This window comes from Pseudomonas sp. M2 (assembly GCF_015751845.1).
In the GTDB taxonomy this organism is placed as follows: domain Bacteria; phylum Pseudomonadota; class Gammaproteobacteria; order Pseudomonadales; family Pseudomonadaceae; genus Aquipseudomonas; species Aquipseudomonas putida_E.
The window spans coordinates 3,729,997-3,751,794 of sequence record NZ_JADOUD010000001.1 but is presented as its reverse complement, the minus strand read 5'-3'; the positions used below and the strand labels follow the sequence as shown (position 1 = coordinate 3,751,794).

The 21,798-nt window shown below is 61.1% G+C and carries 21 protein-coding genes and 3 tRNA genes; 9 read left to right on the top strand and 15 right to left on the bottom strand.

Translation table 11 applies throughout. The features are described 5' to 3' along the window. Positions 1–16: 16 nt before the first annotated feature. From tolA to IWW33_RS17345, 12 genes are all read right to left on the bottom strand, one after another. The gene (gene tolA, locus IWW33_RS17400; protein ID WP_174142330.1) at positions 17–1,093 is read right to left on the bottom strand and encodes a cell envelope integrity protein TolA; all 1,077 of its coding nucleotides are present in this window, start codon (positions 1,091–1,093) and stop codon (positions 17–19) included. Then, a complete protein-coding gene (gene tolR, locus IWW33_RS17395) occupies positions 1,093–1,545 on the bottom strand; it encodes a protein TolR (protein WP_039603824.1) in 453 nt (150 codons plus the stop codon). The genes tolA and tolR overlap by 1 nt, the downstream gene beginning before the upstream one ends. A gap of 14 nt (positions 1,546–1,559) precedes the next feature. Then, positions 1,560–2,255 (bottom strand): protein TolQ, encoded by a 696-nt coding sequence (gene tolQ, locus IWW33_RS17390; protein WP_010952367.1) that lies wholly within the window; start codon positions 2,253–2,255, stop codon positions 1,560–1,562. A gap of 2 nt (positions 2,256–2,257) precedes the next feature. Beyond that, the gene (gene ybgC / locus IWW33_RS17385) at positions 2,258–2,710 is read right to left on the bottom strand and encodes a tol-pal system-associated acyl-CoA thioesterase (RefSeq protein ID WP_012315817.1); all 453 of its coding nucleotides are present in this window, start codon (positions 2,708–2,710) and stop codon (positions 2,258–2,260) included. A gap of 125 nt (positions 2,711–2,835) precedes the next feature. Further along, complete coding sequence (ruvB, locus tag IWW33_RS17380) at positions 2,836–3,882, bottom strand: Holliday junction branch migration DNA helicase RuvB (protein WP_012315818.1); 1,047 nt, start codon at positions 3,880–3,882, stop codon at positions 2,836–2,838. Beyond that, positions 3,879–4,496, bottom strand: a complete 618-nt coding sequence (ruvA, locus tag IWW33_RS17375; protein WP_115274061.1) for a Holliday junction branch migration protein RuvA — start codon at positions 4,494–4,496, stop codon at positions 3,879–3,881. The genes ruvB and ruvA overlap by 4 nt, the downstream gene beginning before the upstream one ends. Positions 4,497–4,605: 109 nt before the next feature. Further along, positions 4,606–5,130 carry a crossover junction endodeoxyribonuclease RuvC gene (ruvC, locus tag IWW33_RS17370; protein ID WP_012315820.1) on the bottom strand — a complete coding sequence of 175 codons (525 nt, stop codon included), beginning with the start codon at positions 5,128–5,130 and terminating at the stop codon, positions 4,606–4,608. Positions 5,131–5,326: 196 nt separating this feature from the next. Beyond that, positions 5,327–6,073, bottom strand: coding sequence for a YebC/PmpR family DNA-binding transcriptional regulator (locus IWW33_RS17365; RefSeq protein WP_174142331.1), 747 nt, complete (start codon positions 6,071–6,073; stop codon positions 5,327–5,329). A 111-nt stretch (positions 6,074–6,184) separates the two neighbouring features. Next, on the bottom strand, positions 6,185–7,960 hold the full coding sequence (aspS, locus tag IWW33_RS17360) for an aspartate--tRNA ligase (RefSeq protein ID WP_012315822.1): 1,776 nt from the start codon (positions 7,958–7,960) through the stop codon (positions 6,185–6,187). 95 nt (positions 7,961–8,055) lie between these two features. Then, positions 8,056–8,277 carry a zinc ribbon domain-containing protein gene (locus IWW33_RS17355; RefSeq protein WP_046787975.1) on the bottom strand — a complete coding sequence of 74 codons (222 nt, stop codon included), beginning with the start codon at positions 8,275–8,277 and terminating at the stop codon, positions 8,056–8,058. A gap of 93 nt (positions 8,278–8,370) precedes the next feature. Then, on the bottom strand, positions 8,371–8,700 hold the full coding sequence (locus tag IWW33_RS17350; RefSeq protein ID WP_046787974.1) for a ribbon-helix-helix domain-containing protein: 330 nt from the start codon (positions 8,698–8,700) through the stop codon (positions 8,371–8,373). A 189-nt stretch (positions 8,701–8,889) separates the two neighbouring features. Next, complete coding sequence (locus IWW33_RS17345) at positions 8,890–9,363, bottom strand: Dps family protein (RefSeq protein WP_012315825.1); 474 nt, start codon at positions 9,361–9,363, stop codon at positions 8,890–8,892. A 282-nt stretch (positions 9,364–9,645) separates the two neighbouring features. Here IWW33_RS17345 and IWW33_RS26860 point away from each other — a divergent pair, with 282 nt between their 5' ends. Continuing rightward, a complete protein-coding gene (locus IWW33_RS26860) occupies positions 9,646–10,239 on the top strand; it encodes a cold-shock protein (RefSeq protein WP_012315826.1) in 594 nt (197 codons plus the stop codon). A 39-nt stretch (positions 10,240–10,278) separates the two neighbouring features. Here the strand turns inward: IWW33_RS26860 and IWW33_RS17335 are convergent, their stop codons facing one another. Then, positions 10,279–10,485, bottom strand: a complete 207-nt coding sequence (locus IWW33_RS17335; protein ID WP_039602955.1) for a SlyX family protein — start codon at positions 10,483–10,485, stop codon at positions 10,279–10,281. A gap of 1 nt (position 10,486) precedes the next feature. Then, positions 10,487–10,906, bottom strand: a complete 420-nt coding sequence (locus IWW33_RS17330) for an HIT domain-containing protein (RefSeq protein WP_046787973.1) — start codon at positions 10,904–10,906, stop codon at positions 10,487–10,489. A gap of 759 nt (positions 10,907–11,665) precedes the next feature. On the opposite strand from IWW33_RS17330, the gene IWW33_RS17325 reads away from it, so the two are divergent. The 3 genes from IWW33_RS17325 (at position 11,666) to IWW33_RS17315 (ending at position 15,799) form a co-directional block, all read left to right on the top strand. Continuing rightward, positions 11,666–12,949 carry an OprD family porin gene (locus IWW33_RS17325; RefSeq protein WP_174142332.1) on the top strand — a complete coding sequence of 428 codons (1,284 nt, stop codon included), beginning with the start codon at positions 11,666–11,668 and terminating at the stop codon, positions 12,947–12,949. 160 nt (positions 12,950–13,109) lie between these two features. Continuing rightward, positions 13,110–14,825, top strand: a complete 1,716-nt coding sequence (locus tag IWW33_RS17320) for a proline--tRNA ligase (protein ID WP_046787972.1) — start codon at positions 13,110–13,112, stop codon at positions 14,823–14,825. Positions 14,826–14,845: 20 nt separating this feature from the next. Further along, positions 14,846–15,799: a hypothetical protein gene (locus IWW33_RS17315; RefSeq protein ID WP_115274059.1), complete on the top strand. Its 954-nt coding sequence runs from the start codon at positions 14,846–14,848 to the stop codon at positions 15,797–15,799. Between the two features lie 30 nt (positions 15,800–15,829). Here the strand turns inward: IWW33_RS17315 and dinB are convergent, their stop codons facing one another. Beyond that, complete coding sequence (dinB, locus tag IWW33_RS17310) at positions 15,830–16,888, bottom strand: DNA polymerase IV (protein ID WP_174142345.1); 1,059 nt, start codon at positions 16,886–16,888, stop codon at positions 15,830–15,832. Between the two features lie 219 nt (positions 16,889–17,107). On the opposite strand from dinB, the gene IWW33_RS17305 reads away from it, so the two are divergent. From IWW33_RS17305 to IWW33_RS17285, 5 genes are all read left to right on the top strand, one after another. Further along, positions 17,108–17,184 (top strand) — tRNA-Met (locus tag IWW33_RS17305). Positions 17,185–17,320: 136 nt separating this feature from the next. Next, positions 17,321–17,397 (top strand) — tRNA-Met (locus tag IWW33_RS17300). 135 nt (positions 17,398–17,532) lie between these two features. Then, a tRNA-Met gene (locus tag IWW33_RS17295) sits at positions 17,533–17,609 on the top strand. A gap of 246 nt (positions 17,610–17,855) precedes the next feature. After that, the gene (mprF, locus tag IWW33_RS17290) at positions 17,856–20,498 is read left to right on the top strand and encodes a bifunctional lysylphosphatidylglycerol flippase/synthetase MprF (protein WP_174142334.1); all 2,643 of its coding nucleotides are present in this window, start codon (positions 17,856–17,858) and stop codon (positions 20,496–20,498) included. Continuing rightward, positions 20,498–21,790 (top strand): virulence factor family protein, encoded by a 1,293-nt coding sequence (locus tag IWW33_RS17285; RefSeq protein ID WP_174142335.1) that lies wholly within the window; start codon positions 20,498–20,500, stop codon positions 21,788–21,790. Before mprF ends, IWW33_RS17285 begins: the two co-directional genes overlap by 1 nt. Positions 21,791–21,798 lie beyond the last annotated feature (8 nt).

Genomic DNA, 21,798 nt, shown 5'->3' with positions numbered 1-21,798 from the left:
CCTCGAAGGAGTTTAATCACAACGCTAGATCCTCAGGTGTAAATGTCATCTTGAACGAACGGTACGGATTGAACTCGCTCGGCTTCAAGCCCTGCATTTCGGTCAGACGACCGATGTTCTTCACTGCTGCCACCGCAGAACTGTCGAACGGACCGTCGCCACTGGAGCGCGACACGCTGACACTGGTGATGGTGCCATCGGGCAACATGTTGATCTGCAGGACTACCGTCATGCCCTTGCGCGCAGAAGGTGGACGCGCCCAGCCTTCGGCCGCGCGCATGCGGATCAGGTCGTCGAAGTCGCCGGCCACTTGGTCACCCTGCTCGTCGGCCAGCGCCTGCTGCCGCTCGGTGGTATCGGACAACAGCTCGGCCAGGGCCTGGGCTTTCTTGTCTTCTGCCGCCTTGCGGGCCGCCTCCTGTGCCTTTTTCTTCTGGGCATCTGCAGCGGCCTTTTTCTTGGCCTCTTCAGCTGCCTTCTTCTTCGCGTCCTCGGCCGCCGCTTTCTTCTTGGCGTCCTCGGCCGCTTTCTTCTTGGCCTCCTCGGCTGCCTTCTTCTTGGCATCCTCGGCGGCTTGTTTCTTGGCCTCTTCGGCCGCCTGCTTCTTGGCCTCTTCCTCAGCCTTTTTCTTGGCGATGTCGGCCTGCTGCTTTTCAGCGGCTTTCTTCGCTTCGTCGGCCTTCTTGGCTTCAGCGGCTTTCTTGGCCTCGGCGGCCTTGGCAGCGTCTTCTGCCTTCTTCGCCTCGGCGGCTTCGCGAGCCTCCTCGGCCTTTTGAGCGGCATCGGCTTTCTTTTGTTCCGCAGCCTTTACGGCCTCCTGCTCGACCTTCTTCTGTTCCAGCTGCTCGACTTCGGTCTGACGCGACGCGGTTTTTTTCGCTTCCCCGGCAATCTTCTGATTGGTCTGGGTGGTCGCCTGACTCTTGGACTTGAGCTGATACAGCGTAGCCTGAACGATCGGCTTGGAAGGCGGCAATTCTGGCGTCATGGCAAAACTGACGAACAGCAATGCGAACACAAGCACATGCAGGCCGATGGCCCAGACACTGGGCCAGAAGTAGCTTTCCGAGGCGGATGGCTCTCGCTGTTGCATCAGGGCGCCTCGGTAATCAGGCCAACGTTACCGACACCGGCCTTCTGCAACCCGCCCATGGCACCCATGACCGCGCCGTAGTCGACAGCCTTGTCGCCACGAATGAAGACCTGGGTCTGCTTGCCCTGGTCGCGACCGGCGGCAATGATCTTGGTCACTGCACCGGTCATTTCGGGCAAGGTCATGGCCTTGTCCATCTGCTTGTCGGTGTCGACTTCGCTGCCCAGGTTCCAGTAATAGGTCTTGTCGGCCTTGATGGAGATGGTGAGGATCTGGACATTGTTGTCCTGCGGCAAGGCTTCGCTGGAAACCTTGGGCAGGTCGACCTTCACGCCCTGATTGAGCATGGGAGCGGTCACCATGAAGATGACCAGCAGCACCAGCATCACGTCGATGTAGGGCACCACGTTCATCTCGGCGACCGGCTTGCGTTTGTGGCGAACTCGGGCCATGGGTTTGTACCTGATTACTCTTCGCTGGTGTGCACTTTGCGGTGCAGGATCGCCTGGAACTCGTCGGCGAAGGTGTAGTAACGACCGATCAGCACTTCGCTGCGCGCGGCGAAACGGTTGTAGGCGATAACCGCCGGGATTGCCGCGAACAGGCCGATGGCGGTGGCGATCAGCGCTTCGGCGATACCCGGGGCCACGGTGGCCAAGGTCGCCTGCTGGGCGCTGGCCAGGCCGCGGAAGGAGTTCATGATGCCCCACACGGTACCGAACAGGCCGATGTACGGGCTGGTCGAACCGACGGTGGCGAGGAACGGCAGGCTCTGCTCGAGTTTTTCTTCCTCACGCGAGATGGCTACGCGCATGGCCCGGCCAACGCCTTCCATGACCGCGTCGGGGTCCACACCCGGCTGCTGGCGCAGACGCGAGAACTCCTTGAAACCGGCCCGGAAGACCTGCTCCACGCCCGAATCCGGGTCCGGGTTGCTGCCTGCCTGACGGTACAGCTTGGACAGGTCGATACCCGACCAGAAGCGTTCCTCGAAGGCATCCAGCGCACGACGACCGGCGCGCAGCATGGTGCTGCGCTGGAAGATCATGATCCATGAGGTGACCGAGGCGGCCACCAGGGTCAGCATTACCAGCTGTACCACCACGCTGGCATTGCTGACCAGACTCCACATGGAGGTATGGTCGACGACGTTAGCTTCCACGCTTATTCTCCTGCATTCGATTGAGTACCCGAGCCGTCCGCCACAAAGGCGTCGCGCAGCTTGGGGGGTATGGCTCGGGGTTTGAAAGTGTCGGCGCGTACGGCGGCCACCAGGAACTGCCCTTCGCAGAGCAGCGTTTCATCCTTTTCCCGCCAGACCTGCTGCACGAAACGCAGGCTGGCGCGATTGAGTTCAAGTACTTGCGCGGTCACCCGAAGTTCATCGTCCAGGCGCGCCGGCGCGTGATAGCGCGCTTCGCTCGAGTGGACCACGAACAACAGGTTCTCCCCGGCCAGTTGCTGCTGGGAAAACCCCAGGTGCCGCAGGCGCTCGGTCCGCGCGCGCTCCATGAATTTCAGGTAGTTGACGTAATACACCACGCCACCGGCATCGGTATCTTCGTAATAGACGCGACAACGGTGTGCGAAAGGTTCCAGGCCATTTTGCGCGCGCATACTCTAGTGCTTACTCCTCAGCTTGCCAATCCGCTGCGGCAACTGTTTTTTCTTCATTAATGTCGTATTGCCAGCGCACCTGAGGCATGCCAGCGGTAGGACCACGAAAAGCGGGTTTCGATCTGTCATTCATCGCCTGCTTCGGAAAAATCTGCCCCCTCACCCAGGCGCCCGGGAACATTTAGGCCAAAGTGCAGGTAGGCGTGCCGAGTGACCACACGACCACGGGGCGTACGCATGATATAGCCCTGCTGAATCAGGTAGGGTTCGAGCACATCCTCGATGGTATGACGCTCCTCGCTGATCGCTGCCGCCAGGTTATCCACCCCCACCGGGCCACCATCGAACTTCTCGATCATGGTCAGCAGCAGGCGGCGGTCGGAATGGTCGAAACCACGCTCATCGACGTCCAGCAGGTTGAGCGCCAAATCAGCCACTGCCTTGGTGATCTGCCCTTTGCCGCGCACCTCGGCGTAGTCACGCACGCGGCGCAGCAAGCGGTTGGCGATACGCGGCGTGCCGCGGGCACGGCGGGCGATTTCGTAAGCCCCCTGGTCCTCGATGACCAGCCCCAGAATGTTGGCCGACCGGCTGACGATGGTCGCCAGGTCCTTGTCGCTGTAGAACTCAAGGCGCTGGACGATACCGAAGCGGTCGCGCAGCGGGTTGGTGAGCATACCGGCGCGGGTTGTGGCCCCCACCAGGGTGAAGGGCGGCAGGTCGAGCTTGATCGAGCGGGCAGCCGGGCCTTCGCCAATCATGATGTCGAGCTGGAAGTCCTCCATGGCCGGGTACAGCACCTCCTCGACAACCGGTGACAACCGGTGAATCTCGTCGATGAACAGCACGTCATGCGGTTCGAGGTTGGTCAGCATGGCTGCCAGGTCGCCCGGGCGCTCGAGAATCGGCCCCGAGGTACTCTTGACCGATACGCCCATTTCCTGGGCGATGATATTGGCCAGGGTGGTTTTACCCAACCCTGGCGGGCCGAAGATCAGGGTGTGGTCGAGCGATTCATTGCGCCCCCGCGCAGCCTGGATGAACAGCGCCATCTGCTCGCGCACCACCGGCTGGCCGATGTATTCGTCCAGGCGCAGCGGGCGGATGGCACGGTCCTGGACTTCTTCGCGGTCGCGGCCACTGGCGGCAATCAGGCGGTCGGCTTCGATCACTTGGTAATCATCCCTTTGAGGCTGCGACGGATCAGCTCCTCACTGCCAAGGCCCGCCTTGTCCTTGATAGCGGATACTGCCTTGCTGGCTTCCTGCGGCTTGTAGCCCAGGGAAATCAAGGCACTGACGGCATCGGCCTCGGCTGTGGAGGCGCTGCTGACCGGTACCGGACCATCCGATACAAGCGTGAACATGGCGGGCGAGGTTTCCCAGGCCTTGAAGCGGTCCTTGAGCTCGACCAGCAGGCGCTCGGCAGTCTTCTTGCCGACGCCAGGCACACGCACCAGCGCCGATGTGTCCTGCGCCTGTACGCAACGCACCAATTCGTCGGCCTCAAGGCTCGACATCAAGGCCAGCGCCAGCTTCGGGCCCACGCCATTGAGGCGGATAAGCTCGCGGAACAGCTCGCGCTCGCGCTTCTCATGGAAGCCATACAGCAGGTGGGCATCTTCGCGAACCACCAGATGGGTATGCACGATTACCGTTTCGCCAACTTTCGGCAGGCGGTACAGGGTGGTCATGGGCACTTCAAGCTCATAGCCCACGCCGTTGACGTCGATAATCAGGTGCGGCGGTTGCTTTTCCGCCAGGGTGCCGCGCAAACGTCCAATCACGTTTCGATCCTTCCTCTCGGGGAGCCGATCAAAGACCGCTCAACCCTATCAGCAAATACGTCGGGTGAACGTGCCACCCGGACAAAATGTGTATCAGCTCATGAAGCAGCTACAGACGCAAGCGCCCACCGCGCCGCCGCGCCGTGGCTAGGCCGTGCGGCACCAGGCTGGAACGGGTATGGGCATGGCACAAGGCGATCGCCAGGGCATCAGAGGCATCGATCTGTGGCTTCTGGGTCAGCTTGAGCAGGTGCATGACCATCAGCATCACCTGCTCCTTGTTAGCCCCACCGGTGCCGGCCACGGCCTGCTTGACCTGAGTCGCACTGTATTCGGCGATTTCCAGGCCGGCCTCGGCGGCGGCGACGATGGCCGCGCCGCGAGCCTGGCCGAGCTTGAGCGCCGAGTCGGGGTTGCGCGCCATGAACACGCGCTCGATGCCCATGGTCACAGGGCCATGCTGGGCAATGATTTCACTGACACCGCGAAAAACGATCTGCAAGCGCTCGTGCAGCTCGCCGCTGCCGGTACGGATACAACCCGACGCCACGTACTCGCAACCACGGGCAGTCTGGCGCACAACGCCATAACCGGTGATGCGCGAGCCGGGGTCGATACCAAGAATCAGAGTCATAACGCCTGTCGTGTAGGGGGGATGCTTGAAAGCCTGAGCTCAATTCAAGGCTATTGGGGCCGCTGCGCAACCCATCGCCGGCAAGCCGGCTCCCGCAGGCACAGCGCAACTCTCGGCGGGTGCGCTTACCTGTGGGAGCCGGCTTGCCGGCGATGGGCCGCGCAGCGGCCCCAATTACAACCTTGCTGGCGACACCTTAGCCGAGTTTTTCCATGATCTCTTCGGAAATCTGCGCATTGGAATAGACGTTCTGCACGTCATCCAGGTCTTCGAGCATGTCGATCAGCTTGAGCACTTTCTCCGCCCCCTCCTGATCCAGCTCGGCACTGGTGGTCGGCTGCATGACGATTTCCGCATCCGCAGCCTTGAAGCCGGCCTCCTCCAGGGCATTACGCACGGCATAGAAGCTGTTGAACGAGGTGAACACCTCGAACGAACCGTCTTCGTTGGCCACGACATCGTCGGCGTCGGCTTCCATGGCGGCTTCCATCAGGGCATCTTCGTCCACACCCGGGGCGAAGCTGATCTGCCCCTTGCGCTCGAACAGGTAGGCCACCGAGCCATCGGTACCGAGGTTGCCGCCACACTTGGTGAAGGCATGCCGCACGGCGGCTGCGGTACGGTTGCGGTTGTCGGTCATGGCCTCGACCATGATCGCCACGCCGCCCGGGCCGTAGCCCTCGTAACTCAGCTCTTCAACGTTATCGCTTTCGTTGGTGCCGGCACCTCGGGCCACGGCGCGATCGATGATATCGCGGCTCATGTTGGCACCCAGGGCCTTGTCCAGCGCCAGGCGCAAGCGCGGATTGGAGGCCGGATCGCCACCACCTTGCTTGGCAGCGACGGTCAGCTCACGGATCCACTTGGTGAAGATCTTGCCTCTCTTGGCATCCTGGCGCTCTTTGCGGTGCTTGATGTTCGCCCACTTGGAATGACCAGCCATAACGACTCCAAACTCTTGAAACACAAACAATTGCGCCCCGAGAGGGGCGAAACGACAAATACCTGCGCCGAAACGCAAAGGCGCATCCATCTGGATGCGCCCGGGGCCCGCTTACTCGACCTTGGTCTGTTCGCGCAGGCGGATATGCAGCTCGCGCAGGGCCTTGGCATCGACCAAGCCCGGAGCCTGAGTCATGACGCACGCGGCGCTCTGGGTTTTCGGGAAGGCAATCACTTCACGGATCGACTGGGCGCCGGTCATCAGCATGACCAGGCGGTCCAGGCCGAAGGCCAGGCCACCGTGAGGCGGTGCGCCGAACTTCAGGGCGTCGAGCAGGAAGCCGAACTTCTCTTCCTGTTCTGCCGCTTCGATACCCAGCAGGCGGAACACCGCCTGTTGCATCTCTTTGCGGTGGATACGGATCGAACCGCCACCCAGTTCGGTGCCGTTCAGCACCATGTCGTAGGCACGCGACAGCGCGGTGGCCGGGTTGGCCTCGAGCTCTTCGGGGGTGCACTTGGGCGCGGTGAACGGGTGGTGCAACGCAGTGAAGCTGCCGTCTTCGTTCTCTTCGAACATCGGGAAGTCGACGACCCACATCGGCGCCCACTCGCAGGTCAGCAGCTCGAAGTCGTGGCCCAGACGGATACGCAGCGCGCCCAGGGCCTCGCTGACGACTTTGAACTTGTCAGCACCGAAGAACACGATGTCGCCGTCTACCGCACCTACGCGATCGAGGATCACGTTGAGGTTGGCTTCAGGGATGTTCTTGACGATCGGCGACTGCAGGCCTTCAACGCCCTTGGCGCGCTCGTTGACCTTGATGTACGCCAGGCCGCGGGCGCCGTAGATGCCGACGAACTTGGTGTACTCGTCGATCTTGCTGCGCGGCATGCTGGCGCCACCTGGCAGGCGCAGCGCGGTAACGCGGCACTTCGGATCGTTAGCCGGGCCTGCGAAGACCTTGAAGTCGACATCTTTGAGCTGGTCGGCAACGTCTACCAGTTCCAGCGGGTTACGCAGGTCTGGCTTGTCGGAACCGTAGCGGCGCATGGCTTCTTCGAAGGTCATGTGCGGGAATTCGCCGAACTCCAGGTCCAGGACTTCCTTGAACAGCTTGCGGATCATGCTTTCGGTCAGGCCCATGATCTCGGACTCATCGAGGAAGCTGGTCTCGATGTCGATCTGGGTGAACTCCGGCTGACGGTCAGCGCGCAGGTCTTCGTCACGGAAGCATTTGGCGATCTGGTAGTAACGGTCAAAGCCAGCGACCATCAGCAGCTGCTTGAACAGCTGAGGCGACTGCGGCAGCGCGAAGAAGCTACCGGCGTGGGTACGGCTGGGCACCAGGTAGTCGCGCGCGCCTTCCGGCGTTGCGCGGGTGAGGATCGGCGTTTCGACGTCGAGGAAGCCGTTCTCGTCCAGGAAGCGACGGATGCTGCTGGTGATGCGCGAACGCAGGCGCAGCTTGTCGGCCATTTCCGGGCGACGCAGGTCGATGAAGCGGTAGCGCAGGCGGGTTTCCTCGCCGACGTCAGAGTACTCGTTCAGCGGGAACGGCGGGGTTTCAGCTTCGTTGAGCACGTTCAACTGATAACCGAGAATTTCGATGGCACCGGAAGCCATGTTGGCATTCACCGCACCGTCAGGGCGCTTGCGCACCTTGCCGGTGATCTGCACCACGTACTCGCTGCGCACGCGGTCGGCCGCTGCGAAGGTTTCGGCGCGATCGGGATCGAAGACGACCTGGGCCATGCCCTCGCGGTCACGGATGTCGAGGAAGATCACCCCGCCGTGGTCGCGGCGACGATGGACCCAGCCGCAAAGGGTGACTTCCTGGCCGTCCAGGCTCTCGTTCAGTTGGCCGCAATAATGGCTGCGCATCATGATGGTGGTTTCGCTTCTCGTGATTCGTGTATTCGATGGAGGCCTTGGCCGCCCCAGGGGGCTAATACTGCAAGACCCGGCTACTGCAATTCAACTCAGTCGGCCTTGTCGCCGCCTGCCAGATTCTTTTTCGCCCCGGTCTTGAAGTCGGTTTCGTACCAGCCGCTACCGCTCAGGCGAAAGCCAGGGACCGACAACAGCTTCTTCAATGCCGGCGCCTGGCAGGCCGGACAGTCGGTCAGCGGCGCTGCGCTGATCTTCTGCAACGCTTCCATCCGGTGATCGCAGGATGCACATTGATAGTCATAAAGGGGCATGGGTGTCTCTCGTCAACCATTACGCAGGCTGCCCGGGGCAGCAAAAAGCGGGATTATATATGGTTAACAGGCACTGCGCAGCCCGCCTGGCGATCAGCGCACACTGGGCGGCTCCTGCAGCCAGGCAACACAGATCACCCGGATCAGGCCGCTGAAGTTGCGCACCCCACCCTGGCGCAGGTGCACCTCGCGATCCACATAGGAAAGCACGGCACTGACGGAGCACTCATTGGCCTCGGCGATGCGCTCGAGGATGCGCCAATAGACCGCTTCCAGGCGCAAACAGGTGGAAAAACCGTTGAGCCGGACCGAGCGCGATACCGGCTGAATCTGCATCATGTCGAAATCCGCCTTGAACGGATCAATGCACTGCTTGCCCAGGCAGCGCCCTTTGCCTACTACACGCTTGCTCGCTTGCATCATGCGCCCACATCCTCGCCACAGGTATTTTTCCCTGCACCGCAAGACAGGCACGGGCGCAGGAACCAGAGGCTCAATGAAGCGCGTACAGCCGGACGCAAAGCAGCGGCAAAGCCTTCCCGCACAAACGGAAAAGCCCGGTGAGCGTCACTCGACCGGGCTTGGCAGGCCGCTATTTATACAAGCGACCGATCATTTACCGTCAAGCAGCACTCGCAGCATCCAGGCAGTTTTCTCGTGTACCTGCATACGCTGGGTCAGCAGGTCTGCAGTCGGCTCGTCACTGACCTTGTCCACTACCGGAAAAATACTGCGGGCGGTACGCACGACCGCCTCCTGCCCCTGGACAAGCTGATGGATCATCTCGTCCGCTGCGGGCACCCCTTCCTCTTCCTTGATGGACGAATGCCGCGCATAAAAAGCATAGGAACCCGGCGCGGGGAAGCCCAGGGCGCGAATCCGCTCGGCGATGGAATCGACCGCCAGCGCCAGTTCATTGTATTGCTCTTCGAACATCAGGTGCAGGGTACGGAACGAAGGACCGGTGACGTTCCAGTGAAAGTTGTGGGTTTTCAGATACAGCACGTAGGTATCCGACAACAGGCGGGACAGCCCTTCGACGATGGACTTGCGATCTTCTTCACTGATACCGATATCGATTGCCATGAAGTTCCCCTTTTTCATATGGCTTGATGATGATCAAGCGGGCCCCACACACTGTATCAATACTTGGCGCCACGCGCCCATGACGCAGGGCAACTCATCGCCGACAGCCACCTGCGGTTTGAGAAGGCCCCGCGTTTGCTGTTAAATAGGCACCGTGCCACCCGTGCGTGCTGTCATTGCCGGGTGCATAGGCTGGCCCAACATGTGTTCGCGCCCTACACCTCATGCGCACCGTGTCGCCAGCTCTTCCTGTGATCGGCCTTATCAATTGCGAGCCAACCCATGTTCAAGATCGTCCATCTGTTGACGGGCGCTGCAGCTTTGCTGCTATCGCTCATACCCAGCCTGAAATACGACGCAACACCCTTCCTGCAGCAACCGGAGGCGGTCTACCTGGCCCTGCTCGGCCTGCTCAACCTGCTGCTGGCACCTGTCGTGCCGCTGTACTACCGCGGCGCCCGCCAGCAATTGCAGCACCTGGCCTGCGCCTTGCTGGTGGTGGCCGTGGTCCTGCAAACCCTGACCTTGCTGGCCCGCCCCGAAATGGGCAACCTGGCGGCATTGGTCTGCGCAGGCCTCGCCGTCATTCTGCACCTGGCCGCAGGCTTGGCCCGCAGCCCCAGAAAAAACCGGCCAAGCCAGGGCGCGCCGCTGGAGACCGGCATGCGCGATACCGGCACTGTGAAGTGGTTCAACACCTCTAAAGGCTTTGGATTCATTTCCCGCGATTCGGGTGACGATATCTTCGTCCACTTTCGCGCCATTCGCGGCGAAGGCCATCGCATCCTGGTCGAAGGCCAGCGCGTGGAGTTTTCGGTAATGCACCGCGACAAGGGCCTGCAGGCCGAAGATGTGGTCGCGGTAACCCGCCGCTGACCCTTTGCAGCCCTGGGGCAAGCCCAGGGCTGGCACCAATCAGTAATGAGGTGGCGGCGCTTCCTCACCCTCACTGCCATACTGGCCGACCATTTCCTCGTAACGCTTGATCAACTCGGCCATCTGCAACTGCAGACGCTGAATCACCCGCCCCTGCTCGACCACCACGTCGTTCAACTCTTGAATGGTATCGTCCTGAAACGCCTGACGGGTTTCCAGTTCGACAATGCGCGATTCCGGCGACATGTCAGGCCTCCTCATATGCATCATTGAGCAGGGCGCGCAGGCGCTGGCGAATGGCATCGACCTGCCCCGGCCCGTATTCGACAGGGGGCACCTTGCCCCAGACCGGCGCCGGCCAGGCGGCATCCCCATGGCGACGGACAATCACGTGCATGTGCAGCTGGCCGACCACATTCCCCAGCGTGGCAACGTTCATCTTATCCGCCGCGAACTCGCCCTTGAGCGCTTCGGCCAGGCAGGTTGTTTCTTTCCACAGCTGCGCCTGATCGTCCTGGCTCAGGTCGAACAGTTCGCTCACGCCGGCACGCTTGGGCACCAGGATGAACCAAGGGTAATTGGCATCCTTGCTAAGCAGCAGACGGCACAGCGGAAAATCCCCAAGAATCAAAGAGTCCTGCTGCAAACGCGAATCCATCTCAAACACTGAAAACCTCCACCAACGAAAGGGCCCCGGCGTGCGGGTCAATGCCGCAAGGATACCCTGCTTCGTCTGCGCAAGCATGCTGCACGCCCTCTGGCTGCACCCTTATAGCTCAGTAATTGATCCAGGCTGCACAGGCGCGGTAACACATCGCTACTTTTCGCACCAAAATGAGGCCGCAAACGAGTACACCACTACGCTTCGACACACATAAAAGACTCAACTTGAACAGTGGGCGGTAACACCTTGACTTGCAAGGCAGCTTTTTAGTTTGCAACCGGACTGCGGCCCGGCACACCGCCAGACGGGGGCCGGCCTGTATTTACGGGCACTTTCGAGCTGCGCCGGCGGAATTTGTGAAAATTTCATGAACCGTTGTTAATTTTGAGCACGCTTGTTGCATTCTCCCCACACCAAGTCGGCACGACATCTGCATAAAGCGATGGACGCAACAAATAACAACAGCCGCTTTGGATCCACCAGGGAGTTTCCCCAACCGGAATCGATAGTTACAGAATCGTTACGGTGACAGGAACAGCGCTGGCGTTGTACGAACCGATTAATCGGGGCGTGATTTGCGACATGGAACTACCTGAAAGCGACATGGCCGTAAACTTCTCGAAACGTTGTATATGCCCATATCGCCAACAACAGTCTGCGTGCTATACATTTCCGCCGACATAACAAGAAAGAGCTGCCCCATATAACTAAAAGACTTGGGCGCAGCGGTACTCTTCCTAAAAACCAAAGGAGCAAATCACGATGCGCGTGATGAAGTGGAGCATGATCGCCCTGGCCGTTTCGGCAGGGACCTCGCAGCTGGCCTTTGCCTCTGCACAGGACGAATCCAAGGGTTTCATCGAAGACAGCCAGCTGAACGTCAAGACTCGCATGCTGTACTTCAGCCGTGACGCTCGCAACAATGATCGGGATCCTATTACCGGCGATCGCCAGAGCCGCACGGAAGAAACCGGCCTCGGCTTCCTCGGCACCTTTGAATCGGGCTTCACCCAAGGCGCTGTAGGCTTCGGCGTCGATGCCATCGGCATGCTCGGCCTGAAACTGGACAGCGGCAAAGGCCGTGCCGGTACCGGCCTGTTCCCGGAAGGCTCCGACGGCCGCTCGCAAGACGACTACTCCGAAGCCGGCGGCGCTGTGAAAATGCGCTTCTCCAACACTGTGCTGAAGTACGGTAACCAGTTCACCGCCCTGCCGGTATTCGCTACCGACGACAGCCGACTGCTGCCGGAAGTTGCCGAAGGCACCTTGATCACCAGCGACGAGATCGAAGGCCTGACCCTGCACGCCGGCCACTTCACCGGCATGAACGCCCAGGCCCAGACCTACCGCGACAGCCTGCGCCTGACTGAAGCCAACATCGTCGGTGGTACCTATGCCCTGACCGACAGCCTCAGCACCAGCCTGTACTACTCCAAGGTCGAAGACTACTGGCGCAAGTACTACGGCAATGTCAACTGGGCACTGCCGATTTCGGACAAGCAAGGCCTGGTGTTCGACTTCAACATCTATGACACCAAGAGCGAAGGCAGCGCCCTGTACAAAGCGTACGACGGCGACAAGCTCGACAACACCGCTTTCAGCCTGTCGGCTGCGTGGAATATCGGCGCTCATACCTTCACCATCGTGCATCAGCGCGTTCACGGTGATGGTGACTACGGTTATGGCGTCGACGGCGGCGGCACGGTCTTCCTGGGTAACTCCGTTGCACGTTCCGACTTCAACGCTGAAGACGAGAAGTCCTGGCAAGCACGCTACGACCTGAACTTCGCTGAGTTCGGCGTACCCGGCCTGACCTTCATGACCCGTTACGTGCGCGGTACCGACGCCAATGTCGAAGGCACCACCAACGGCAAAGAATGGGAACGCGACATCGACATCAAGTACGTGATGCAGGAAGGCCCCGCCAAGGACCTCAGCTTCCGCGTCCGTCAGGCCACCTACCGCTCCTCCGACGGCGTCTACTACGGCTCCCCGTCGCTGGACGAACTGCGCCTGATCGTCGAGTACCCGCTGAGCATCCTGTAAGCCACGCTTATAGTGCCCCGCACCTGAAAAAGCCCGGCACGCTTGCCGGGCTTTTTCTTGGCTGACATTTGCCACGCCCTGGGGCATCCTGTACGCCTTCGTTTCGCCCCCGTACAATGCGGGGTCATTTCAATGTCTTAGGCAATCGACACGGCTAACCATGCGCACCAGTCAATATTTGCTCGCCACCCAGAAAGAAACCCCTGCCGACGCAGTGGTCATCAGCCATCAGCTCATGCTGCGTGCCGGCATGATCCGCAAGCTGGCTTCCGGCCTGTACACCTGGCTGCCGATGGGCTTGCGGGTAATGCGCAAGGTCGAAGCCGTGGTGCGCGAGGAAATGAACGCCGCCGGCGCCCTGGAAGTGCTGATGCCCAGCATCCAGCCCGCCGAGCTGTGGCAGGAGTCCGGCCGCTGGGAACAGTACGGCCCTGAGCTGCTGCGCCTGAAAGACCGCCACCAGCGCGACTTCTGCGTCGGCCCGACCCACGAAGAGGTCATCACCGACCTGGCCCGCAATGAGCTGTCCAGCTATAAACAGCTGCCGCTCAACATGTACCAGATCCAGACCAAATTCCGTGATGAGATCCGCCCACGTTTCGGCCTGATGCGCGGCCGCGAATTCATCATGAAGGACGCCTATTCCTTCCATGCCGACCAGGCTTCCCTGCAGGAAACCTACGACCGCATGCACCAGGCGTACAGCAACATCTTCACCCGCCTGGGCCTGGACTTCCGCCCAGTGCAGGCCGACACCGGCTCCATCGGCGGCAGCTACTCGCATGAATTCCACGTATTGGCCGAGTCTGGCGAAGACGACGTGATCTTCAGCGACAGCTCCGATTATGCCGCCAACATCGAGAAGGCCGAAGCCATCCCCCGCGAAACCGCGCGCCCGGCCCCAACCGAAGAACTGCGCCTGGTCGATACCCCGGACGCCAAGACCATCGCCCAACTGGTCGAGAACTTCGGCCTGCCGATCGAAAAGACCGTCAAGACCCTGATCGTGCGCGGTGCCGAGGAAGGCAAGCTGGTCGCCCTGATCGTCCGCGGCGACCACGAGCTCAACGAGATCAAGGCCGCCAAGCTGGAACAGGTCGCCGACCCGCTGGTCATGGCCACCGATGCCGAGCTGCGCGAAGCCATTGGTGCCGGCGCCGGCTCCCTCGGCCCGCTGAACCTGCCGCTGGAATGCATCATCGACCGCTCGGTTGCCCTGATGAGCGACTTCGGCATCGGTGCGAACATCGATGACAAGCACTACTTCGGCGTCAACTGGGAACGCGACCTGCCGGTCCCACAGGTTGCCGACCTGCGTAACGTCGTCGAGGGCGACCCGAGCCCGGATGGCCAAGGTACCCTGGTGATCAAGCGCGGCATCGAAGTCGGCCACATCTTCCAGCTCGGCACCAAGTACAGCGAGGCACTCAAGTGCCAGGTACTGGGCGAGAACGGCAAGCCAGTGGTGCTGTCCATGGGTTGCTACGGCATTGGCGTATCCCGCGTGGTCGCCGCCGCCATCGAGCAGAGTTATGACGACAAAGGCATCATCTGGAATGACGCCCTGGCCCCGTTCCAGATCGCCCTGGTACCGCTGCGCTACGAAACCGACGTGGTTCGCGAGGCCACCGACAAGCTCTACGCCGAACTGACGGCCGCAGGCTTCGAAGTGCTGCTGGACGACCGTGACAAGAAGACCAGCCCAGGCATCAAGTTCGCCGATATGGAGCTGATCGGTATTCCGCACCGCATCGTCGTCAGCGACCGCGGCCTGGCCGACGGCAACCTGGAATACAAGCACCGCACCGAACAGGATGCTCAAGCGCTGCCACTCAATGAAGTGCTGACCTTCCTGCAGGCCCGCGTTCGCCGCTGATAATCAATGCACGAGTGATCATGTCCAAGCGAAGTACCTTTACCCTGGGGGGCGCCGCACTGTGCGGCGCCCTGCTCCTCAGCGGCTGCGCCAACCAGATGTCCCAGCGCAGCGAGCACGAAGAGCGCGTCGAGCGCAAGCTGCTCGAACACACACTGCAGATTGATGTCGGCGAGCCCAAGGTGATGGAGCTTCCGCAGCGACGTGTACGCGTCAATGAACAGAGGCGCTTCGAGGTCACCGAGTTCGAAGTTACCCGCCGCTATGACCGGTATACGCCCTACCAACCCTGGCGGGAAGTCTACGAAATCCCGCTGGGCGCGGTGGCGGTGGTGGCCGGCGTAGGCGCCAACGTGGTCAACGTGTTTGCATTGGGCAACCTGCCGCAGAGCATCACGCACGACTGGCTCAGTTATGGCGTGGCCGGGCTCAACCCGTTCATGAACGTGCAGTCCAACGGTCGCGCCCAGCAGAACCTGGCAGGGATCAGTGAGCTGCAAAAGGACAAGCGCGAGGAGTTCACCAGCCTGCCCTGGAGCGAACGCCTGGTCGAGGTAAAGGCCGGCAAGATGACCCACGCGCTGACCACCGACAGAAACGGCGTGCTACGCCTGAACCTGCTGGACAGCCCATTCTCGGAGCAGCACCTGAACCACGTCGGCACCCTGCACCTGCAAGTGGTCGATGAAGACAACGCAGTGCGGGGCGACGCCAGCCTGCTGGTCAGCGCCACCCTGCGCAACAAGCTGCGTGAAGCCCATGAGTTGATTTTCGATGACCTGGAAGACGACGATGTCGGCCAGTGGGTTCACCGGGTCAAGCGCCTATCGGAGCTAGGCCTGGAAGAGGAAGCCAGCGAGATGGAGCAGAGCCTGATCGAGCTGACCCGCAACGATCCGGAGCTGCAGCAGGAGTTTCTGCAGGCACTGACCAAGGCTACCGGCCGGTTGGTGGCTGACCCAGGCGCACATTAATGAAAGAGGGGCTGCAATGCAGCCCCTCTTTCATTTGTCCGCGAACAACTCTAATTGCTCGTGAGCCCCACGCAAGTCGCGCAACCTCACCCCTACCCCTAGCAATCTCACCGGCTTGCCACCCCGGGCGAATGCTTGCCGTAGCAACTGCCGGTAGCTGTCCAGATCCCTACCCGCCCCTGCCTGCTCCAGGGTGGTCTGGCTGAAGTCATGGAATTTGACCTTGACGAAAGGTTTGTCCGGCCGATAGCTACTGTCCATACGAGCGATCCGCTCATTCAGGCTGTTCAGCAGTTCAGGCAAGCGCTCCAGACAACTGGCCAGATCCGGCAGATCCGTATCGTACGTATTCTCCACGCTTACAGACTGCCTACGGCTATCGTTGTGCACGGCGCGATCATCGATACCCCGCGCCAACCCCCAGAGGCGTTCACCGAAACTGCCGAATTCACGCACCAGCGCCAGCCGCGACCAGTCACGCATGTCCAGGCAGGTGTCGATACCCAGCCGGGCAAGCTTGTCTGCGGTAACCTTTCCGACACCATGCAGCCTGGCGACAGGCAATGCGGCGACAAAGGCCTCCACCTGATCAGGCGTAATCACGAAAAGACCGTTGGGCTTGCGCCAGTCACTGGCGATCTTGGCCAGGAACTTGTTGGGCGCCACCCCAGCCGAGACAGTAATGTGCAGGGTGCGCGCAACACGCCTGCGAATATCTTCGGCGATGCGCGTGGCGCTGCCGGCGAACCATTGGCTGTCGCTCACATCCAGATAGGCCTCATCCAGTGACAATGGCTCGATCAGTTCGGTGTAGTCGCGGAAGATGCCGTGGATCTCGCGCGATGCTTCGCGGTAGGCCTCGAAACGCGGTTTGACGATCAGCAAGTCAGGGCAAAGCTTCAGTGCATGGCGGGAGGACATGGCCGAGCGCACCCCATAGGCACGCGCTTCATAATTGCAGGTGGCAATCACCCCTCGATGATCCGGCGAACCACCCACAGCCATGGGGCGGCCGACCAGGCGCGGGTCATCACGCATCTCGATCGCGGCGTAGAAACAATCGCAGTCGATGTGAATGATCTTGCGCAAAGACATGGATGACCGTCAGCACTGTAAATTCATACAGATAGTACCGCATGCTCTGTCAGCGAGACAGCCGGCGCAGGAGCGCGCGCGACAATTGGCCTGAAAGCCCCGGTGCTCCTGAGCTGCCTGCCTTATTGAAAGGCTAAGGGTTTGAACGAAAACGGTTTTTTTAACTAAATGCTTGACAGGGGCGGTTAAATCCGTAGAATTCGATCTCACAGGCGCGGGATGGAGCAGCCTGGTAGCTCGTCGGGCTCATAACCCGAAGGTCGTCGGTTCAAATCCGGCTCCCGCAACCAGATTCGAGAAAAGGCCACTGTTAACGCAGTGGCCTTTTTCTTTTGCCTGAAAAATAGTCGGCGATTGAAAACTCAAGAAAATCAATAAGTAACGCTTGACACTCCGCGCTTTCACTGTAGAATTCGTTTCCACAGGCGCGGGATGGAGCAGCCTGGTAGCTCGTCGGGCTCATAACCCGAAGGTCGTCGGTTCAAATCCGGCTCCCGCAACCAGATTCGAGAAAAGGCCACTGTTAACGCAGTGGCCTTTTTCTTTTGCCCTCGAAAAGCGGGCAACGCGTTAATTACTGGTCAATCAAAAGTAATGCTTGACCACCCCCTTCAAAGCTGTAGAATGCGCACCTCTGACGCGGGATGGAGCAGTCTGGTAGCTCGTCGGGCTCATAACCCGAAGGTCGTCGGTTCAAATCCGGCTCCCGCAACCATATTCGTCAGAACAAACCCCGCCTGTGTAACAGCAGCGCGGGGTTTGTTGTTTTTCCCCGCCTGAAAATCTGGATTCATTCAGCCAAGCCCCGGCCTTGTGAGGCCGCTTTCTGGATGAACTATCTTTAACCCTGCCAAAGGACTGAAAGTCACGTTGCCCGGAGTAATATCTGGATACGTTTCCATAGGGACTTTCACTTGGCCGCCCCCTCCCCCTACCTCGCGCTGCTTGCCCGGGGTAACTCATGACCGACCGTAACCCAGAACACCAGGCACCCATAGCCTCAACCCTGCCCATAGCTGCCCAGCGCTTGCCGTGGCTGGAGCGGGTGAGCCGCTATCGCCAGCCCATCACCCTGGCAGTTACCTTGGCGCTGTTCGCAATGGCACTGATAGCCTGCCGCCACTTGCTCAGTGAACTGGATATCCATGCTCTGCACGATGCGATGCTCAGCGTGCCCACCCGCTCGTTGGCCGGCGCGCTACTCGCTGCGGTTATCGGGTTCTTGATCCTGCTGGGATATGAATGGTCGGCCTGCCGTTATGCCGCCGTGAAGTTGCCTGGGCGTACGCTTCTGTTAGGCGGTTTCAGCGCATTTGCCATTGGTAACGCCATTGGCTTGTCGATGCTCTCGGGCGGTTCGGTACGCTATCGCCTGTATGCTCGAGAAGGCCTGGGCGCTGCCGAAGTCGCGCGCATGACAGTGTTTGCCAGCCTTTCTTTGGGCTGCGCCCTGCCCCCTCTGGCGGCACTGGCCACGTTGAGCAACTTGCCAGCTGCGGCTACCGCCCTGCACCTGCCCACCCCTGTACTGGCCACAGTCGCTATCGGCGTGCTTGCACTGACCGCCGTCCTGGTGACTGGCCTGTATCGCCGACGCCTGGCAGAGCAGCCGCTACCAGACAGCCTGCTGGTGCAACTGGGGCGCCGGACGCTGCGCCTGCCCGGCGCACGGCTGGCTGCACTGCAACTGGCAATCACCGCGCTGGATATAGCCGCCGCCGCGACCGTCCTTTACCTGCTGCTCCCGCAAGCCCCTCCGTTTGGCACATTCGTCCTGGTCTACCTGCTGGCACTTGCAGCCGGTGTACTTAGCCATGTGCCTGGCGGCGTCGGGGTGTTCGAGGCGATTCTGCTCGCAGCCTTCGCCAATCAGCTCGGCGCCGCGCCACTGGCCGCCGCACTGCTGCTGTACCGCTTGATCTATGTGGTACTGCCATTGCTGCTGGCCTGTGGGCTGCTGCTGGCCAATGAAGCCAGGCGCCTGCTGTTTGCGCAGCAGGCGCTCAAGGCCGCCTCCGGGCTGGCTGCACCGGTGCTGGCGATACTCGTGTTTCTCTCCGGTGTGGTGCTGTTGTTCTCCGGCGCAACACCGGAAATCGACACCCGCCTGGAACACATGGGCTTTCTGGTACCGCACCGCCTCATCGATGCCTCGCATTTCGGTGCCAGCCTGATTGGCGTGCTGTGCCTGTTGCTGGCCCAGGGCTTGCGCCGACGCCTGTCTGCCGCCTGGCTACTGACTACCGTACTGCTCCTGGTTGGCGCACTGCTGTCGCTGCTCAAAGGCTTCGACTGGGAAGAGGCCTGCCTGCTGACCTTCACCGCTGCCCTGCTCGCGTTGTTCCGCCGTTCGTTCTACCGCCCAAGCAGGCTGCTGGAGCTGCCGTTTTCCCCGGTGTACCTGGCAGCGAGTGCCTGCGTGGTCGGTGCTTCAGTGTGGTTACTGCTGTTTGCCTATCAAGACGTGCCCTACAGCCATCAGCTGTGGTGGCAATTCACCCTTGACGCCGATGCCCCACGCGGCCTGCGCGCCGCCATGGGCAGCGCAGTACTGTTGCTGGTCGTGGCCCTGACCTGGCTGCTGCGCACTGCCCGGCCAGTCATCCACCTGCCAGACGACGAGGAGATACAGCGCGCCAACCGTATCCTGCAGGTTTCCGACCAACCTGACGGCGGCCTGGCGTTGACCGGTGACAAAGCCCTGCTGTTCCACCCCAATGGCAACGCTTTCTTGATGTACGCGCGCCGGGGCCGCAGCCTGGTGGCCCTGTACGACCCGATCGGCCCGGCCCAGGAACGTGCCGAGATGATCTGGCAATTCCGCGATCTGTGCGACCTGCACCACGCCCGCCCGGTGTTCTACCAGGTGCGTGCCGAGAATCTGCCGTTCTACATGGACATCGGCCTGACCGCGCTCAAGCTCGGCGAAGAAGCCCGAGTCGACTTGCGCCGCTTCGACATCGAAGCCAAAGGCAAGGAAATGAAAGACCTGCGCTACACCTGGAACCGCGGCGGCCGCGATGGCCTGAGCCTGGAGATCCATGAACCGGGCCAGGCCCCCATGGTTGAACTCAAAGAGATCTCGGATGCCTGGCTCGGCGGCAAGAACGTGCGCGAAAAAGGCTTCTCGCTCGGGCGCTTCAGCCCTGAGTACCTGCAGCATTTTCGCATCGCCCTGATTCGCTACCAGGGCCGGCCAGTGGCGTTTGCCAACCTGCTTGAAACTCACAGTAACGAACTGGCCAGCCTCGATCTGATGCGTGCCCACCCCCAGGCGCCGAAGCTGACCATGGAATTCATGATGATCGGCCTGATCCTGCACTACAAAAGCCATGGTTACGGCCGTTTCAGCCTGGGCATGGTACCGCTTTCCGGCTTGCAGCCACGGCGCGGCGCCCCGTTGGCCCAGCGCCTGGGCTCGATGGTGTTCCGTCGCGGCGAACAGCTTTACAACTTCCAGGGGCTACGCCGCTTCAAGGACAAGTTCCAACCGGACTGGGAACCCCGCTATATGGCCGTGCCGGCCGGGCTCGACCCGCTGGTGGCACTGGCCGACACTGCCGCCCTGATTGCGGGCGGCCTGACTGGATTGGTGAAACGTTGATGATCCGACGCTACTGGCTGTACCTACTGATACCCCTGCTCTTGGCCGCATTGGCTGGGGCCACTGCCTTCTGGTTGGGGGCCCGACCGGCCCCAGAAGCACGCCTTGAGCAACTGACCGTCAATGACACCCGCATCACCCGCGTCATCCCGGGCGTGCATGCCAAAGCCTGGGTGGCCATCGGCGTGCCCCAGGACCAGGCGCTGACCGATAAACAGTTGCTTGACTTGAGCCAGGCCGGTGAGGCTCAGCTGGCGCAAGTCATCCTGCCGCCGGGGGCCTGCAGTAACCAGCAGCAATCGATGGATAAGGCCATGACCCTTCTGGCCGAAAAACCGACCCTGGTAGCCGGTATCGGCCCTGGTGCAAGCCAGGCCTGGCGTTGGCTGGCCACACAGAATGACGACAAGGCCCGCGCCATCTCCGTGAATTTCAACATGGAACAGCCCAGCTGCGCTGCAGCCTTGCCCAAGTCCGCCCCTCATGGTCACTGGAGCGTCGCCTGGAACGACAACCCGGATGACGCCAGCGCCGCCTTCGTGCGCGAACAGCGCAATGCCGACACCAGCATCAGCGACTACGACATCCACCTGCCACAACTACTCAAGGCGCAACTGACCCAGGCCTTGGTCGGCCACGATGGCAACGCGCTGGCAATCCCGGTAGTGGAAGTGCCTGCCGGGCAAACCACCGACACCGTTACCCTGTTCCTCTCAGGCGATGGTGGCTGGCGCGACCTGGACCGCGATGTGGCCGGTGAAATGGCCAAGCTTGGTTACCCGGTGGTCGGCATAGACACCCTGCGTTACTACTGGCAGCACAAGACACCCGAGCAAAGCGCTGCCGACCTGTCGGAACTGATGCAGCACTATCGTCAGAAATGGGGTACCAAGCGTTTTGTGCTGACCGGCTATTCGTTCGGTGCCGACGTGCTGCCGGCGATCTACAACCGCCTGCCTGCCGAGGACCAGCAACGTATCGATGCGGTGATGCTGCTGGCCTTCGCCCGCAGTGGCAGCTTTGAGATCGAGGTCGAGGGCTGGTTGGGCAAGGAAGGTCAGGAGGCGCCTACCGGGCCGGAGATGGCCAAACTGCCGGCGCCCAAAGTGGTATGCATATACGGTGTGGAAGAGGCCGATGAAAGCGGTTGCACCGACAAGACTGCAGTGGGCGAGCGCATTAAGCTGCCCGGTGGGCATCACTTCGACGAGAACTATCCGGCACTGGCCAAGCGCTTGATCGATGAAATTGAAATACGCCAGGGCAAGTCCAGCGTGGCAGAACAGAACTGAGGCGTAGC